Origin of the sequence: Actinotalea ferrariae CF5-4 (assembly GCF_000603945.1) — a bacterium.
Lineage (GTDB): Bacteria > Actinomycetota > Actinomycetes > Actinomycetales > Cellulomonadaceae > Actinotalea > Actinotalea ferrariae.
Genome location: NZ_AXCW01000111.1, coordinates 1 through 14,759 on the forward strand (window position 1 = coordinate 1; position 14,759 = coordinate 14,759).

18 protein-coding genes and 1 riboswitch are annotated in these 14,759 nt (G+C 76.0%); of the genes, 1 reads left to right on the forward strand and 17 read right to left on the reverse strand.

The genetic code is table 11. From position 1 onward, the window contains the following. From N866_RS11025 to N866_RS11055, 7 genes are all read right to left on the reverse strand, one after another. On the reverse strand, window positions 1-681 hold a 681-nt coding region (locus tag N866_RS11025), incomplete at its 3' end, for a DEAD/DEAH box helicase (RefSeq protein WP_034226330.1). 54 nt (window positions 682-735) lie between these two features. After that, window positions 736-1,668, reverse strand: a complete 933-nt coding sequence (locus N866_RS11030) for a diacylglycerol/lipid kinase family protein (RefSeq protein WP_034226331.1) — start codon at window positions 1,666-1,668, stop codon at window positions 736-738. Next, the gene (gene tatC / locus N866_RS11035) at window positions 1,665-2,426 is read right to left on the reverse strand and encodes a twin-arginine translocase subunit TatC (RefSeq protein ID WP_034226333.1); all 762 of its coding nucleotides are present in this window, start codon (window positions 2,424-2,426) and stop codon (window positions 1,665-1,667) included. Before tatC ends, N866_RS11030 begins: the two co-directional genes overlap by 4 nt. A 45-nt stretch (window positions 2,427-2,471) precedes the next feature. Further along, window positions 2,472-2,762 carry a Sec-independent protein translocase subunit TatA gene (tatA, locus tag N866_RS11040; RefSeq protein ID WP_052022926.1) on the reverse strand — a complete coding sequence of 97 codons (291 nt, stop codon included), beginning with the start codon at window positions 2,760-2,762 and terminating at the stop codon, window positions 2,472-2,474. A 63-nt stretch (window positions 2,763-2,825) separates the two neighbouring features. Further along, entirely contained in the window at window positions 2,826-3,149 is a 324-nt protein-coding gene (locus tag N866_RS11045) for a hypothetical protein (RefSeq protein ID WP_034226335.1), read from the reverse strand. A 9-nt stretch (window positions 3,150-3,158) separates the two neighbouring features. Continuing rightward, a complete protein-coding gene (locus N866_RS11050; protein ID WP_034226346.1) occupies window positions 3,159-4,136 on the reverse strand; it encodes a helix-turn-helix transcriptional regulator in 978 nt (325 codons plus the stop codon). Next, on the reverse strand, window positions 4,129-5,154 hold the full coding sequence (locus N866_RS11055; RefSeq protein WP_052022927.1) for a helix-turn-helix transcriptional regulator: 1,026 nt from the start codon (window positions 5,152-5,154) through the stop codon (window positions 4,129-4,131). The genes N866_RS11050 and N866_RS11055 overlap by 8 nt, the downstream gene beginning before the upstream one ends. Window positions 5,155-5,189: 35 nt before the next feature. Between N866_RS11055 and N866_RS11060 the strand changes: the two genes are divergently transcribed. Further along, window positions 5,190-6,356 carry a DUF3866 family protein gene (locus N866_RS11060; protein WP_034226336.1) on the forward strand — a complete coding sequence of 389 codons (1,167 nt, stop codon included), beginning with the start codon at window positions 5,190-5,192 and terminating at the stop codon, window positions 6,354-6,356. A gap of 18 nt (window positions 6,357-6,374) precedes the next feature. On the opposite strand, the gene N866_RS11065 is transcribed toward N866_RS11060, so the two are convergent. The 10 genes from N866_RS11065 to N866_RS11110 form a co-directional block, all read right to left on the reverse strand. After that, entirely contained in the window at window positions 6,375-6,848 is a 474-nt protein-coding gene (locus N866_RS11065) for a PH domain-containing protein (protein WP_034226338.1), read from the reverse strand. 16 nt (window positions 6,849-6,864) lie between these two features. Further along, complete coding sequence (gene hisG / locus N866_RS11070; RefSeq protein ID WP_034226339.1) at window positions 6,865-7,719, reverse strand: ATP phosphoribosyltransferase; 855 nt, start codon at window positions 7,717-7,719, stop codon at window positions 6,865-6,867. Window positions 7,720-7,777: 58 nt separating this feature from the next. Continuing rightward, window positions 7,778-8,041: a phosphoribosyl-ATP diphosphatase gene (locus tag N866_RS11075; protein ID WP_034226348.1), complete on the reverse strand. Its 264-nt coding sequence runs from the start codon at window positions 8,039-8,041 to the stop codon at window positions 7,778-7,780. 77 nt (window positions 8,042-8,118) lie between these two features. Next, window positions 8,119-8,586 (reverse strand): 6,7-dimethyl-8-ribityllumazine synthase, encoded by a 468-nt coding sequence (ribH, locus tag N866_RS11080; protein WP_034226340.1) that lies wholly within the window; start codon window positions 8,584-8,586, stop codon window positions 8,119-8,121. Next, complete coding sequence (locus N866_RS11085; protein WP_034226341.1) at window positions 8,583-9,848, reverse strand: bifunctional 3,4-dihydroxy-2-butanone-4-phosphate synthase/GTP cyclohydrolase II; 1,266 nt, start codon at window positions 9,846-9,848, stop codon at window positions 8,583-8,585. Before N866_RS11085 ends, ribH begins: the two co-directional genes overlap by 4 nt. Then, the gene (locus N866_RS11090) at window positions 9,845-10,468 is read right to left on the reverse strand and encodes a riboflavin synthase (RefSeq protein WP_034226342.1); all 624 of its coding nucleotides are present in this window, start codon (window positions 10,466-10,468) and stop codon (window positions 9,845-9,847) included. The genes N866_RS11085 and N866_RS11090 overlap by 4 nt, the downstream gene beginning before the upstream one ends. Continuing rightward, entirely contained in the window at window positions 10,468-11,502 is a 1,035-nt protein-coding gene (gene ribD, locus N866_RS11095) for a bifunctional diaminohydroxyphosphoribosylaminopyrimidine deaminase/5-amino-6-(5-phosphoribosylamino)uracil reductase RibD (protein ID WP_052022930.1), read from the reverse strand. The genes N866_RS11090 and ribD overlap by 1 nt, the downstream gene beginning before the upstream one ends. A gap of 205 nt (window positions 11,503-11,707) precedes the next feature. Continuing rightward, a riboswitch (FMN riboswitch) is annotated at window positions 11,708-11,851 on the reverse strand. A gap of 69 nt (window positions 11,852-11,920) precedes the next feature. Further along, window positions 11,921-12,586, reverse strand: coding sequence for a ribulose-phosphate 3-epimerase (gene rpe / locus N866_RS11100; RefSeq protein WP_034226344.1), 666 nt, complete (start codon window positions 12,584-12,586; stop codon window positions 11,921-11,923). Between the two features lie 84 nt (window positions 12,587-12,670). After that, window positions 12,671-13,279 (reverse strand): P-loop NTPase family protein, encoded by a 609-nt coding sequence (locus N866_RS11105; protein WP_052022928.1) that lies wholly within the window; start codon window positions 13,277-13,279, stop codon window positions 12,671-12,673. Window positions 13,280-13,318: 39 nt separating this feature from the next. Further along, window positions 13,319-14,759, reverse strand: a 1,441-nt coding sequence (locus tag N866_RS11110) for an RsmB/NOP family class I SAM-dependent RNA methyltransferase (protein ID WP_034226352.1), incomplete at its 5' end; no start/stop codon positions are given.

A 14,759-nucleotide genomic window follows, 5' to 3' on the forward strand; every position in this document is an offset into this window, starting at 1 on the left:
GTGCCCGGCGTAGAGGTCGAACAGGCCGTCCCGCGTCATGACGTGCTGCCACAGCGGCACGGGCCGGATCTCGCTGACGACGACGGCGGTGTCGCCGCGCACCATCGTCAGCCAGTCCCCGAACTCCTCGGCGTTGGAGACGGTCGCGGACAGGGACACCAGCTGCACGTCGTCGGGCAGGTGGATGATCACCTCCTCCCACACCGGGCCACGGAACCGGTCGGCGAGGTAGTGCACCTCGTCCATGACGACGAACGCCAGCCCGTCCAGCGCCGGTGACCCGGCGTAGAGCATGTTCCGCAGCACCTCGGTCGTCATGACGACCACGGGGGCGTCGCCGTTGACGCTCGTGTCGCCGGTGAGGAGGCCGACGTTGTCGGCGCCGTGGCGGCGCACCAGGTCCCCGTACTTCTGGTTGCTCAGCGCCTTGATGGGCGTCGTGTAGAACGCCTTGCGGCCCTGCTCCAGCGCGAGGTGCACGGCGAACTCGCCGACGACGGTCTTGCCCGCCCCGGTCGGGGCCGCGACGAGGACGCCCCGTCCCCCCTCCAGGGCCTGGCACGCGTCGCGCTGGAAGTCGTCGAGCTCGAACTCGAGGAGCCGCGTGAACGCGGCGAGCTGGGTGCGCTGCTCGGCCGCCCGGCGGCGGGAGGCGGCGTACCGCTCGGCGGGGCTGGACATGACGTCAGCCTAGGCAGACGAAGGCCTGGCGGCCCGCCCCCGCGCCTCCGGCCCTCAGGCGAGGAGCCGGACGGCGCCCGGCACGGCCTCCGCCAGCATCGGCAGCGGTCCGAGCCGCTCGCCGTCCGCGTACGCCACGGGCGGGACCGGGCCGAGCGGGCTCGGCTCGACCAGCACGCTACGGCTGCGCAGCACGGTGCACGCCGGGTGCGTGACGTGGCCCCCGGTGAAGACCCGGGGGAAGACGGCGAGCAGCTCGGCGCGGCTGAGGGGGCCGGCGACGAGGACGTCGAGGAGCCCGTCGTCCATGCGGGCGTCGGGCGCGATCCGCATGCCGCCGCCGAACTGCGGCGCGTTCGCCACCGCCACGAGGGTGCCCGTGGACTCCCAGGTCGTGCCGTCGTCGAGCGTGAGCCGGTACCCGTAGGGGCGGAAGGAACGCAGCTCCGTCATGAGGGCGCGGACGTACCGGGCGGTCCCGCGTGGCCAGGTCAGCGTGTTGGCGCGGGCGTTGACCGCCGCGTCGATCCCGCAGGAGAGCACGCCGAGGTACCACTCCCGCTGGGCGTAGCCGGGCGGACCGACCGATACGGCGTCCAGGGCACGGCCGCCCTCGGCACCGCGCCCCAGGGCGCGCTCGACGGTGGTCAGCGCGGCCGCCGGGTCGTGCAGCGCGAGCCCGTTGACCCGGGCGATGTCGTTCCCGCTGCCGGCCGGCACGACGCCCAGGGGAAGGTCGGTGCCGGCGACCACGCCGGCGCCGAGGTGCACCATCCCGTCGCCGCCCACGACGACGAGGGCGTCGAGCCCGTCGACCACGGCCTGGCGCGCCCGCTGGACGGCGGAGGCGGCGTCCGGCCCGGACAGGTCCAGGACGGTGTGGCCCCGGCGCCGCGCCGCCTCGACGAACCGCCCCCCACGACGGGCCCCGCGACCGTGCCCCGCGGTCGGGTTGACGACGACGCCCAGGCGCAGCCCGCTGCTCACCGCTCGACCGGCGTCGCGCCGGCCTCGGACGTCAGCGCGGCCCGGCGGGCGTCGTCGCGGCGGTCGTGCAGGACGCACACCCCGACCGCGAGGAAGTACAGCGCGAGCATCGGCAGCGCCACCACGAACATGGTCACCACGTCCGGGGTCGGCGTGGCGAAGGCCGCGAAGGTCATGACGAGCAGGACGGCCCACCGCCAGCCGTGCAGCCAGGTCGAGCCGCGGACGAGCCCCGCCAGGTTCACCCCGACCATGATCACGGGCAGGAGGAACGCGATCCCGAAGGCGAGGATCACGCGCATGACGAAGCTGAGGTAGAGCTGCGCGTCGATGAGGTTGGTCGCGCCGTCGGGCGTGAACTCCGTGAGCAGGCGGACGGCGTTCGGCAGGACGCGCCACGCGAGCCAGCTGCCCGCGAGGAAGAGCGGGACCGAGGCGGCCAGGAACACGATCGCCGACCGGCGCTCCTTCCGGGTCAGCCCCGGGGTGACGAAGAGCCACAGCTGGAGGATCCACCACGGGCTCGACACCAGGACCCCGAGGAAGAGCGAGACCTTGACCTTGAGGTCGAACGAGGTCGCGACGCCCGCGAAGTTCAGCGCGACCAGACCCTCGCGCTCCAGCCGGACGACCGGCTGCTGGAGCGCGGCGATCACCGGGTCGTAGAGGAGCCAGCCGGCGACCGCGCCGAGGAGGAGGCCGAGCGCCGCGAGCACGACGCGTCGCCGCAGCTCGACGAGGTGCTCGCGCAGGGGCATCCGCCCGTCGGGGTTGCTCCGACGGCGCTGACGGGCGGCCACGGGTCAGGCGGTCGAGCCGCGGTCGCCGTCGACCGCGCGGTGCTGCTCGCTCGTCGCTGGGGTGGCGGGCGTCGCGGGTGCGGCGCCGCCGGCCGTGGCGGGCGGGAGCTCCGACGCGTCCTCGCGGCGACCCTCCACGGCACGCGGGCTGTCGTCCTGCAGGTCCTTGACCTCGCTCTTGAAGATCTTGAGCGACTGGCCGACGCTGCGGGCCAGGTCCGGCAGTCGCCGGGCGCCGAAGAGCAGGAGGACGACGAGCACCAGGACGACGAGCTGCACAGTGGTCGGTCTCATGCGGATCCTCCTCGCGGTGGAAGGACGGTCACCGGGGCCGTCCTGCCGATCGTAGCCGTGCGGTCAGTGGGTGAACGAACGCCACCGGGCGTAGGCGGCGTCGTGGCGGGCCTGGCGTGCGGCCCGGCGGCGCGCCGTGCCCTGCGCGGCGAGCGCGCGCCGCGCGCGGGCCGGCTCCCGGTCGGTCAGGTCCACCGCTGCGGGCGTCGTGAGGACCAGCTCGGCGGCACGCGCCTCGCCGCGGTCCGCGACCTCGCCGAAGACCTCCCCGGCCCGCTCGAGCTCGGCGAGCAGTCGTCGGCCCTTGCGGTAGAGGTCCCGGCCGAGGAAGAACGCCCCGACGAGCGTCCCGAGGACCAGGAGCGTCCAGACGGTGAACCAGAGCACGTGCGCAGCCTAACCCTGGCCGGGCGCGGGTTCGCCGTACCGGGCGAGGGCGCGGGCGGCCGCGGCGGCAGCGTCGGTCGCGGCAGCCGGCGGGGCGACGGACCGGACGTCGTCGGCGAGGCGGAGCAGCAGCCGGCGCAGCCAGGCGCGGGAGGACACCGGGAGCGTGACGCGGAATCCGCCGTCCGGCAGGTCCACGGTCTCCTCGACCGGCAGCTGCTCCGCGACCCACCGCGCGCGGCCCGACAGCTCCACCGTGACCCTCTCGTGCCCCGCCTCCGCGGCGAACGTCGTCGGCGTGGTCGCCCGGTCCGGCGGGTGGGTGACCGGGGCGTCGAGCACCTCGAGCGCGAGCACCCGGTCCAGACGGAACAGCCGCTCGCCGCCCGCGCTGTGGCACCACGCCTGCAGGTAGGACCGCTCGTCGCCGGTCACCAGCTGCCACGGGTCCACGTCCCGCTCGCTGGTGCGGTCCGCCGCGTCCACGTAGCGCAGGTGGACCCGGCGCCCGGCGCGGACGGCCGCGCGCGCCCGCCCGACCACCTCGGGGTCCGCCTCGAGCGCGAGCTGGACGTCGACCGTCGACGCCGCCTCGCCCGTGGCGTCGGAGAGGACCTCCAGCGTGCTCGCGAGCACCTGACGCTCCCCCGCGTCGAGCGCCGCGCCCACCGACTCCCCCAGCGCCCGCAGCGCTGCCACGAGGACGACGGCCTCACGCGTGCCCAGCCGCAGCGCCCGGCCCATGCCGCGGGACTGCGTCAGCCGCACGACGCCGGACTCCAGGGAGGCCGCGTCGAAGTCGATGAGGTCGTCCGGGAAGTAGCCGGGGGTCCCGGTCATCCACAGCAGGTCCACGTCGTCGAGCACCTGGCGCGCGCTCACGCCGAACTGCGCCGCGAGCTCCTCCACGGTGGCGCCGTCGGTGCGGTCCAGGAACGCCACCATGCCCAGCAGGCGGACGAGGCGTTCCGGGGTGCGGTCAGCCACGGTCCACCGCCGCCTCCGGGCCGGCGACCCGCTCACCCATCACGACCGCCGCGCGCAGCCGGGTGAGGACCGCCTCCCGCAGCGTCGCCGGGGCCAGCACGACGACGGCGTCGGTGTAGCCCGTGATCTCGTCGGCGAGGTCCGAGGTGCGCTGGTAGGGCACCGCGACCAGGTCCGTGCCCTCCGGCGCCGCGACACCGTCGGGGGCGGTGCCCGGCTCCGTGGCCGCCCGTGCCCGCAGGGCGCCCGCGCGGTCAGGGGCGACCGCGAGCCACGCCGTCCGGGCGTCGGCCTGCTGCACGCTGGTGACCAGGGCGAGGGGGTCGACGTCGGCGGGCACCGCGAAGGCGCCGCGCTCCCCGACCGCGCGGACGCGCCCGGTGATCCGGCTGAGCCGGAACACCCGGGGCGCGTCCCGGTCCCGGTCGCGCCCCACCAGGTACCAGCCGCCGCGGCTGGCCACCAGGCGCCACGGCTCGACGTGCCGCGTGAGGACCTCGCCGGTGCTCGCGGCGCGGTAGGTGAAGGACACCACCTGGTGGTCGTGCGCCGCGTCGAGGAGCGGTCCCAGTGCGGGACCGGCGGGGTGCACCCGGGGCGTCAGCCCCGCCACGGCGTCCGCCTCGGCGGGCGTGTCCCCGACCACGCGTAGCTTCGTGAGGGCGCGCGACGCGTCCGCGCGGAGCGTCTGGTCGTTCCAGAACTCCGCCGCGAGCGTCAGCACGCCGAGCTGGGCGGCGGAGAGCTGCAGCGGCGGCAGCGCGTACGCGTCGGGGTCGATGCGGTAGCCGACCTCGTCGCCGTGGGCGGCGGCGGTGACCGTGACGACGGGGACGCCCAGCTCTCGGAGGATGTCCTTGTCCCGCTCGAACTTCCGCTCGAACGCCTCGGTGCTCGAGCCGTCGTCGTACCCGGACACGGAGGTGCGCACCTGCTCCTTCGTCATGGGGGCGGTGGTGTTGACCAGCGCGATGACGAGGTTGAGGAGGCGTTCGGCCTGGGGGATGGAGTCGGGCATCGGACCTCACGCTAGCGGGCCGGTAGCGTGACGGCGTGATCACGTGGCGACAGGGAACCGTGGTGTCGCTCGGCTCGTCCTGGCCGGGGGCGCTGGAGCTGCGGGTGGCGGTCCAGGCCGCCGGTGGCGTCTCCGGGCAGGACCTCCTGGGCCCCGAGGTCCGGGCGCTGGCGTACACCGCGCTGGTCGGCACGCCCGTCGTCGGCGACCGCGTCCTGCTCAACGTGGGAGCCCAGGCGCGCGGCCTCGGGACCGGCGGCTACGCGTTCGTCGTCGCCGTGCCCGACCGCCTGCCGCCGGACCCCGAGCCGGGCCCGGGACACCTCGTCAAGGCCCGCTACACGGCGCTCCAGGCGATGGTCCTCGGCGTGGACGAGCAGGAGTCGCCGCACCACGGGGTCCTCGAGGAGGCGGACGACCTGGCCGACCTGCCGGTCGTCGTGGCGGACCTGCACTCGGCCGTGCCGGCGGTCCTCGCGGGTGCCCGGTGGTCCGCGCTGGCGGCCGGCCGGCCGCTCCCCCGGGTCGCCTACCTCATGACCGACGGCGGCGCCCTGCCCGCCTGGTTCTCCCGCAGCGTCGCGGCCCTGCGGGACGCGGGGTGGCTCGACGCGTGCGTCACGGTGGGCCAGGCGTTCGGCGGGGACCTGGAGGCCGTCACGGTCCACACGGGTCTGCTGGCGGCGCGGCACGTCCTCGCGGCGGACCTCGTGGTGCTCGCGCAGGGCCCCGGCAACCTGGGGACCGGGACCCGGTGGGGGTTCTCGGGGGTGGCGGCCGGGGAGGCGGTCAACGCGATCGGCGCCCTGCGCGGACGCGCCGTCGCGAGCCTGCGGGTGTCCGGGGCGGACCTGCGCGAGCGGCACCTCGGCGTCTCCCACCACTCCCGCACGGCCTACGGGCGGGTCGCGCTGCACCCCGCGGACGTCCCCGTGCCCGTGCCGGCCCACGACCCGGTCCCCGGGCTGCGCGACGCGGTCCTGGCCCAGGTGCACCGGCAGGCGGTCGCGCTCTGCGCGCCGCACGGGCGGCACCGGCTCGTCGAGGTCCCGATGGAGCGGGGCCTCGCGGCCGCGCTGGAGGAGACCCCCGTCCGGCTGTCGTCGATGGGCCGCGGCCTGGACACGGACCCTGAGTCCTTCCTGGCCGCCGCGGTCGCCGGCGTCCACGCCGAGCGGCTGCGGGAACCGGGCGGGAGCTGAGCCGACGGGGACCGGGTCTCAGTCGTCCCGGCTCGTCTCCGAGTGGTGCGCGACGAGCGTCGCGAGCCGCCTGGCCTCGGCGACCGCGCGCGCGCCGTCGGACCGCTGGATACCCATGGCCGCCAGCGTCTCGCCGTCGGCCAGGTCGAGCTGCACCCACGGGTGGCCGTGGCCGAACCGGACGGAGACGATCTCGGGCCACGCGACCGTGCGCGTCGTGGCGAGGTTCCGGACGGTCAGCCCGTCGGGGCTCGGGTCGGCGCGGACCGCCGCGTGCCGCAGCAGCAGCCAGGCGCCGCCCGCCGCGACGAGGGCGAAGCCGAGCCGGTCCAGCCACGCCACGGTCACCGTGGCGTAGGACGGCACGACGAAGGCCAGGCCGAGCATGACCACGACGAAGACACCGGCGACGACCGTCGACACCCACCGGGCCGCCCGCGGCCGGAACGGCAGGTAGGGGTCGCGTGAGGGCCGGTCGCCGTGCGTGCTCATCGCTCCCGCCTCCTCGCTACAGGCGGCAGGCGTGGATCTGCGTCACGAGGATCGCGCGGGCGCCGACGTCGTAGAGGGCGTCCATCACGCGGTTCGTCTCGTCCTGGCGCACCATCGCCCGGACCGCGGACCACTCGCTGTTGTGCAGCGGGGAGACGGTCGGGGACTCCAGGCCCGGCGTGATGGCCACCGCCTGCTCGACCAGCGCGTTCGGCACGTCGTAGTCCATGAGCACGTACTGCTGGGCCACGAGCACGCCCTGCAGGCGGCGCGTCAGGACGTCGAGCCCGGGCGGCAGCGTCTCGGCGTCGCCGGCACGGACCAGGACGGCCTCGGAGCGGAGGATCGGGTTCCCGAAGACCTCCAGGCCGGCGGCGCGCAGCGTGGAGCCGGTCTCGACGACGTCGGCGATGACGTCCGCCACGCCCAGCTGGATCGCCGTCTCGACCGCACCGTCGAGGCGCACGATCGGGGGCGTCGTGACGCCATGGTCGGCCAGGTGCTGCGCGACGAGGATCGGGTAGGACGTCGCGATGCGTCGCCCGCCGAGGTCGCCCACCCCGGTCAGCCCGTCCGCGGGCGGCGCCGCGAAGCGGAAGGTCGAGCGGGCGAAGCCGAGCGGCAGGTGCTCCACCGCCGTGGACCCCGAGTCCAGCAGCAGGTCCCGCCCGGTGATGCCCGCGTGGACGGTCCCGGCGCCGACGTACACGGCGATGTCCCGCGGCCGCAGGAAGAAGAACTCGACGTCGTTCGTCGGGTCGGCGAGGACGAGCTCGCGGGTGTCGCGGCGCTGCTTGTACCCGGCCTCCCGGAGCATGGCGGAGGCCGGCTCGGCCAGCGAGCCCTTGTTCGGGACGGCGATGCGCAGCACGGGTGTCCTGGTCTGTCGGAGGGGCCTGTCGGAGGGGTCTGTCGAAGGGGTCAGGCGGTCACAGGTGGGCGTAGACGTCCTCGAGCGTCAGGCCGCGGGCGAGCATGAGGACCTGGAGGTGGTAGAGCAGCTGGGAGATCTCCTCCGCCGTCCGCTCGTCGCCCTCGTGCTCGGCCGCCATCCACACCTCGGCCGCCTCCTCGACGACCTTCTTGCCGATGGCGTGGACCCCGGCGTCGAGCTGGGCGACCGTCCCCGACCCCTCGGGCCGCGTACGGGCCTTCTCGGACAGCTCGGCGAACAGGGTGTCGAAGGTCTTCACGGGTGCCAAGCCTAGACGGGCGGCCCCCGCGGGGCCGCCGTCGTCCGCGGACGTCCCGCCCGACGGGGCGGCCGTCCTCACAGGGCCCGCAGCGCCAGGACCGTCGCGACCGCGGCCTCGGCCGCCTCGGCGCCCTTGTCCTCGCGCGAGCCCTCGAGTCCCGCTCGGTCCAGCGCCTGCGCCTCGTCGTCGCACGTGAGGACGCCGAACCCGACGGGCGTGCCGGTCTGCAGCGCGACGTCGGTGAGCCCCTGCGTCGCCGCGTGGCAGACGTAGTCGAAGTGCGGGGTGCCGCCGCGGATGACGACGCCCAGGGCCACGACGGCGTCCGCACCGGCGCGCGCGGCGTGCAGCGCCGCGACCGGGAGCTCGAAGGATCCCGGCACGCGGACCAGGGCGACGTCGGCGACCCCGGCGCGCTCGAGCGCGCGGTGGGCACCGGCCACCAGCCCGTCCATGACGACGTCGTGCCAGCTCGCCGCGACGACGACGACGCGCAGGCCGCTGCCGTCGAGCTCGAGGGTGGGAGCTCCGGCTCCGCTCATGGGGTGTCCTCCTCCAGGGTCAGCAGGTGGCCCATCGCCACCGCCTTGGTGTGCAGGTACGCGGCGTTCTCGGTCGTCCGGCCGACCTCGTGCGGCACGACCTCGACGACGTCGACGCCCGACGCGGTCAGTCCGGTGACCTTCGCGGGGTTGTTGGTGAGGACCCGGACGGTGCGCAGGCCGAGGTCCAGGAGCATCGCCGCCGCGGCGCCGTACTCGCGCCGGTCCGCCGGGTGGCCGAGCTCGAGGTTCGCCTCGACGGTGTCCCGGCCGGCGTCCTGGAGCGCGTAGGCGTCGATCTTGGCGAGCAGGCCGATGCCGCGGCCCTCGTGCCCGCGCAGGTAGACCACGGCGCCACCCTCCCGGGCGGCGCGCTCCAGCGCGGCGTCGAGCTGGGGGCCGCAGTCGCAGCGCAGCGAGCCGAAGGCGTCGCCCGTCAGGCACTCGGAGTGCACGCGGACCACGGGTACGGCGGCCGGGTGCTCGACCTCGTCCGGGACGAGGGCCACGTGGCCGGCCCCGGTGCGCAGGTCCCGGTACCCGTGCACGGTGAACGGGCCGTGCCGGGTCGGCAGGCGCGCGCTGCCCGTGGGCTCGACGCGGGCCTCCGGGGCCGGCGCGTCCTCGGCGGGCAGGTCACCGACGCGCCGCCGCCACGCGACGAGGTCGGCGATGGTGAGCAGGACCAGGCCCTCCTGCTCGGCGAGGGCGGCGGCCTCCCCGAGCCGCATCATCGCGCCGTCGTCCCGGACCAGCTCGGCGATGCCGGCGACCGGCTCGAGGCCGGCGAGGCGGCACAGGTCCACCGCGGCCTCGGTGTGCCCGGCGCGGTGCAGGACACCACCGGGCACGGCGCGCAGCGGCAGCACGTGCCCGGGCCGGATGACGCTGGCGGGCCCGGAGGCCGGGTCGGACAGCACGCGCAGGGTGTGCGCGCGGTCCGCGGCGGAGATGCCGGTGCTGACCCCGGAGGCCGCGTCCACCGTGACCGTGTACGCCGTGCGGCGGGGGTCCTGGCTGGACGGCACCATGAGGGGCAGGTCCAGGGCGTCGGCGCGCGCGGCCGGCATCGGGGCGCACAGGTAGCCCGAGGAGTGCCGGATGGTCCACGCGACCCACTCCGTCGTCGCGGACTGGGCGGCGAGGACGACGTCGGCCTCGTTCTCGCGGTCGGGGTTGTCGGCCACCAGCACGGGCCGCCCGGCGCGCAGGGCCTCGACGGCCTCCTCGACGGTGCCGAGCCGGATCGCCGCGGCGCTCATGCGCGTCCTCCCTCGTCGTCGGCGGTCGGGCGTGCGCCCAGCAGCCGCTCCACGTACTTCGCCACGACGTCGACCTCGAGGTTGACCGGGTCCCCCGGCGTCAGGTCGCCCAGGGTGGTCGCCGCGAGGGTGGTCGGGATGAGCGAGACGCCGAAGGTGTCCTCGCCCACGTGCGTGACGGTGAGGGACACGCCCGACACCGCGATCGACCCCTTCTCCGCCACGTACCGCGCGAGGCCTGCCGGCAGCCGCAGCACCAGGTCGTCCCACCGGGGGCCCGGGGTGCGGCTGACCAGGGCCCCGACGCCGTCCACGTGCCCCTGGACGAGATGGCCGTCGAGCCGGCCGTCGGCCCGCACCGCCCGCTCGAGGTTGACCCGGGAGCCCGGGGCGAGGGTGCCGAGCGTGCTGCGCCGCAGCGTCTCCGGCATGACGTCGGCCGTGAACGTCGCGTCGTCGCCGAGGGACGTCACCGTCAGGCACACGCCGGACACGGCGATCGAGTCCCCCAGCCGCACGCCCTGCGTGACGACCTCCCCGCGCAGCCGGAGCCGCGCGTCCTCGCCGGTGTGCTCGACGGCGAGGACCTCGCCGACCTCCTCGACGATGCCGGTGAACATCAGGACTCCTCAGGGGTGCGGGCCGCGCCCGGTGGCGCGACGGGTGCGGGGCGGGCGACGAGCAGGACGTCGTCGCCGAGCGGGACGGTGCGGACGGTCCGCCACCGCGGGGCGGCGTCGATGGTGGTGATGCCGAGGTCCGCCACGGCGGACGGGCCGGCACCGAGGAGGACCGGCGCGACGTACGCGTGGAGCTCGTCGACGACGCCGGCCCGCAGGAACGCGGCGGCCAGCGTGGGCCCGCCCTCGACCAGCAGGTGCCGGACCTGACGCTCGGCGAGGCGGGACAGCACCTCGGTGACGTCGTGGGTCCGCAGGTGCAGGTACGGTCCGCCGGGGCCGCGCAGGCGCGCTCCCTCGGGCACGTCCCGTCGGCCGACGACGACGCGCATCGGCTGGCGGTCGACGGTGGAGCCGTCGGCGGGACGGGCGGTCAGGACCGGGTCGTCGGTCAGGGCCGTGCCCGTGCCGACGGCGATCGCGTCGACGGCCGCGCGGTGCCCGTGGGCGTGCCGGCGGGCCGCGGCCGAGGTGATCCAGCGGCTCGTCCCGTCCGCGGCGGCGACCCGGCCGTCCAGGGAGGTCGCCACCTTGAGCGTCACCCACGGACGCCCGGTCCGGACCGCGTGCAGCCACACCGTGAGCAGCGCCTCGCCCTCGTCCTGGCGCACCCCGCCGACGACCTCGACGCCGGCCGCGCGCAGCCGCGCCGCTCCCCCGGCGGCCGCCGGGTTTGGGTCGTCGACGGCGTGGACCACGCGGGCGACGCCGGCCGCGAGCAGCGCCTCGGTGCAGGGTCCGGTCCGGCCGGTGTGGTCGCAGGGCTCCAGCGTGACGACGGCGGTGGCACCGCGGACGTCGTGCCCGGCCCGTCGGGCGTCCTCGAGGGCCGCGACCTCGGCGTGGGCCGTGCCGGCCCCGCCGTGCCAGCCCTCACCCAGGGTCCGACCCTGCGGGTCGAGCAGGACGCAGCCGACGCGGGGGTTGCGACCGTTCTCAGGACCTCGGGTGGCGAGCTCCAGGGCCCGCAGCATCGCGGCGTCCTCGACCCGTGTGCCGTCGGCGTCCGTCCCGACCTGCTCCACCGTGCCACCTCCCGAGCCTCAGGTGCTCCGGGGCTGACGCGGCAGGTCGCGTCGGACGGCGTGCTCGCAACCCTGCGCGACCTCGCAGGACCACGGGACCGCCTCAGGCGGACCCGGGGACCCCGAGGGGTACGCCGAGAGCAGGCACGACCGCCACGTGCTTCCTCCCATCCGGACTTTCACCGTCGGTCCTGGAGTTCCACCAGGTCAACCGTCCCGCCGCAGCCGAGGCTGCTGCACGGGCCGGGTCGCGGACTGTCACCGCCGGCTCGGAATTGCACCGACCCCGGAGCACGTACGTGTTCTTCGCCCAGTCTGCCACGTCGGTACCGGCGGTCCGGGCCGTGTCCGCCGACGGCGGACGGCATCAGTGGCGGTGCGCACCCTGGGCGAGGCGCCGCAGGTCGGCGATCCGGCCCGCGGCGTCGTCGCTGCTGTAGACCGCCGAGCCCGCCACGAAGACGTTCGCCCCCGCCTCGGCGGCACGCTCCACGGTCTCCGCGGAGATCCCGCCGTCGACCTGGACCCACACGTCCAGGCCGGACTCGGCGATCGCCGCCCGGGTGCGCCGGATCTTCGGCAGCGTCCCCTCGATGAAGGACTGCCCGCCGAACCCGGGCTCCACGGTCATGACCAGGACCATGTCGACCTCGGCGAGGAGGTCGAGGTAGGGCTCGACCGGGGTCGCGGGGCGCAGGGCCACGCCCGCACGGGCGCCGAGGCGCCGCAGCTCGCGCGCGAGCCGGACCGGTGCGCGGACGGCCTCGGCGTGGAAGGTGACCGAGGCGGCGCCGGCCTCGGCGTACGCCGGTGCCCAGCGGTCCGGGTCCTCGATCATCAGGTGGACGTCGATCGGCACCGGGGAGACCCGAACGATCCGCTCCACCACCGGCAGCCCGAGGGTGAGGTTGGGCACGAAGTGGTTGTCCATGACGTCCACGTGCGCGAAGTCGGCGTCCGCGATGCGGTGCAGCTCGGCCTCGAGGTTGGTGAAGTCCGCGGAGAGGATGCTCGGGGAGATCGCGACGTCCATGGGACCAGTCTGGCGTGCCGGCGCCGTTCGCCGTGCACACCCGGTCCCGAGCAGGGCGGCCGTCAGGGTGCGTGGTACCCGACCTCAGGACCGCGAGGGGCCTCCTGACCCCGGCGAACCCGGGGGACGGAGAGCGCGACGCAGGGGGCCCTGCAGCCAGTGCCGTGCCTCGACGTGGCTGCCGAGACGGACGACGGTCAGACCGGGGTGCTCCCGCAGCACGGTGCCGACCTGCTGGGCCGTCCGGTGACGGGTGCTCCACGCCCAGCGGATGACGTGCTCCGGGTCGGTGAGCACCGTGCGCAGCGGCGGCTCGACGTTCCCGTTCCACAGCCGCTCGCGTCGCATCCGCCGCGCCACGCTCCTGCGGACGACCTGGCGCATGACCACGGGCGTCGGCAGGTCCATCCAGACCATGAGGTCGGCCCGTTCGGCCAGACGGGACCGCACCGAGCGGTACTGCCACTCGGTGACCCACGCCGGGCCGGCGGTGAAGGCACGCACGTCCTCGACGAAGGACGGGCGGGGGGTCCAGCCGGGCCCGTGGAAGAGGGAGTCGAGCTCGACGTGCGGCACCGTCAGCACCGCGGCGATGCGGCCGGCCAGCGTGGTCTTGCCGGCACCGGAGGTCCCCGCGACGACCACGCGGAGCGGTCGGTGCGGGAGGGGGTCGGCCGGTCCCGTCAACGGCATGCGGGTCAGGCTACTCACGTCGTGGGGTGACCGGCCCGACTATGCCCGGCGGCGCAGCAGGGCCAGGTGCATCGCGTCGGTGCCGTGCACGTGCGGCCACAGCTGGACCGCCGGCCCGTCCCCGAGGGGGATGTCCCCCGCGACGGCACGCACAGCCTCCCGGGCGTCCAGCTGCTCGACGTCGTCCCGACGACGCAGCACGTCCTCCACGACGAGCCGGGTCTCCGCGACATGGGGCGAGCAGGTCACGTAGGCGACCAGCCCGCCGGGACGGACGGCGTCCAGCGCGGACGTGAGGAGCTCCCGCTGCAGCCGCCCGAGCTCCGGCAGGTCGCCGCTGCTGCGCCGCCACCGCGCCTCCGGTCGCCGCCGCAGGGCGCCCAGGCCGGTGCACGGCGCGTCCACGAGGACGCGGTCGTACCCGCCCGGCTCCTGCGCACCGACGTCGCGGCCGTCCTCGCACCGCACCGTCACGGTGCCGGCGGGCACCGCGGTGGTCGAGCGGCGGACGAGGTCGGCACGGTGGGGCTGGACCTCCGTGGCCACCACGTGCGCACCGTGCTGGGCGGCGACGGCACCGAGGAGCGCCGTCTTCCCGCCCGGTCCGGCGCACAGGTCCAGCCACCGTTCCCCCTCCCGCACCGGGTCGGCCGCCGCCAGGGCGAGGGCGACGAGCTGGCTGCCCTCGTCCTGGACCCCGACCCGGGACTCCCGGACGCCCGGGACCGCCGCCGGGTCTCCCCCGCGGAGCACGACCGCCGTCGGCGACCACCGGCCGGGCCGCGCGTCCTCGGTCGCGGAGAGCACCTCGCCGGCGTCCGCCAGGCCGGGCCGGGCCACGAGGGTCACCGCGGGCGCCTCGTTGTCCGCGGCGAGGAGGTCGGCGAGCTCGGCGACGTCACGGCCGTCGGTGACGAGCGCCTGACGCAGCGCCCGGACCACCCAGGCCGGGTGGCTGTGCAGGACCGCGAGCCGGGCGACGTCGTCGGGCGCCTCGTCCGCGAGGCGCGCGAGCCACTCCTCCGCCGACGACGCACCGACCTTGCGGAGCACCGCGTTGACGAACTGCGACGCGCCTGTCCCTGCGGCCGTCCGCGCGAGCGCGACGGTCTCCGAGACGGCGGCGTGGGCCGGCACGCGCATCGCGAGGAGCTGGTGCACGCCCAGGCGCAGCAGGTCCAGCACGGGCGGGTCGATCTTCTCGACCGGGCGGCTGGCGGCGAGGGCGATGACCGCGTCGTGGCGGGCGCGCAGGCGCAGCGTGCCGTAGGCCAGCTCGGTGGCGAAGCCCGCGTCACGGCCGGTGATCCGACGCTCCCGCAGCAGCGGAGGGAGGACGAGGTTGGCGTAGGCGTCGGAGTCGGCCACCTGCCGCAGGACGTCGTAGGCGGCGGTCCGGGCGGGGTCGCCCCCGCGTCGGCGTTGCGCCGGTGCCTGGGCGGTGCGGGGTGCGGGGCGCCCGGAGGACCGCGCCGGCCCG

Bases quoted from the DNA above. Each gene is read 5' to 3' on its own strand.
- tatC (WP_034226333.1), bottom strand. From the start codon at position 2,426: ATGCCCCTGCGCGAGCACCTCGTCGAGCTGCGGCGACGCGTCGTGCTC.
- tatA (WP_052022926.1), bottom strand. From the start codon at position 2,762: ATGAGACCGACCACTGTGCAGCTCGTCGTCCTGGTGCTCGTCGTCCTC.
- N866_RS11055 (WP_052022927.1), bottom strand. From the start codon at position 5,154: ATGCCCGACTCCATCCCCCAGGCCGAACGCCTCCTCAACCTCGTCATC.
- N866_RS11065 (WP_034226338.1), bottom strand. From the start codon at position 6,848: ATGAGCACGCACGGCGACCGGCCCTCACGCGACCCCTACCTGCCGTTC.
- ribH (WP_034226340.1), bottom strand. From the start codon at position 8,586: ATGAGCGGAGCCGGAGCTCCCACCCTCGAGCTCGACGGCAGCGGCCTG.
- N866_RS11085 (WP_034226341.1), bottom strand. From the start codon at position 9,848: ATGAGCGCCGCGGCGATCCGGCTCGGCACCGTCGAGGAGGCCGTCGAG.
- N866_RS11090 (WP_034226342.1), bottom strand. From the start codon at position 10,468: ATGTTCACCGGCATCGTCGAGGAGGTCGGCGAGGTCCTCGCCGTCGAG.
- ribD (WP_052022930.1), bottom strand. From the start codon at position 11,502: ATGCTGCGGGCCCTGGAGCTCGCCACCCGAGGTCCTGAGAACGGTCGC.
- rpe (WP_034226344.1), bottom strand. From the start codon at position 12,586: ATGGACGTCGCGATCTCCCCGAGCATCCTCTCCGCGGACTTCACCAAC.
- N866_RS11105 (WP_052022928.1), bottom strand. From the start codon at position 13,279: ATGCCGTTGACGGGACCGGCCGACCCCCTCCCGCACCGACCGCTCCGC.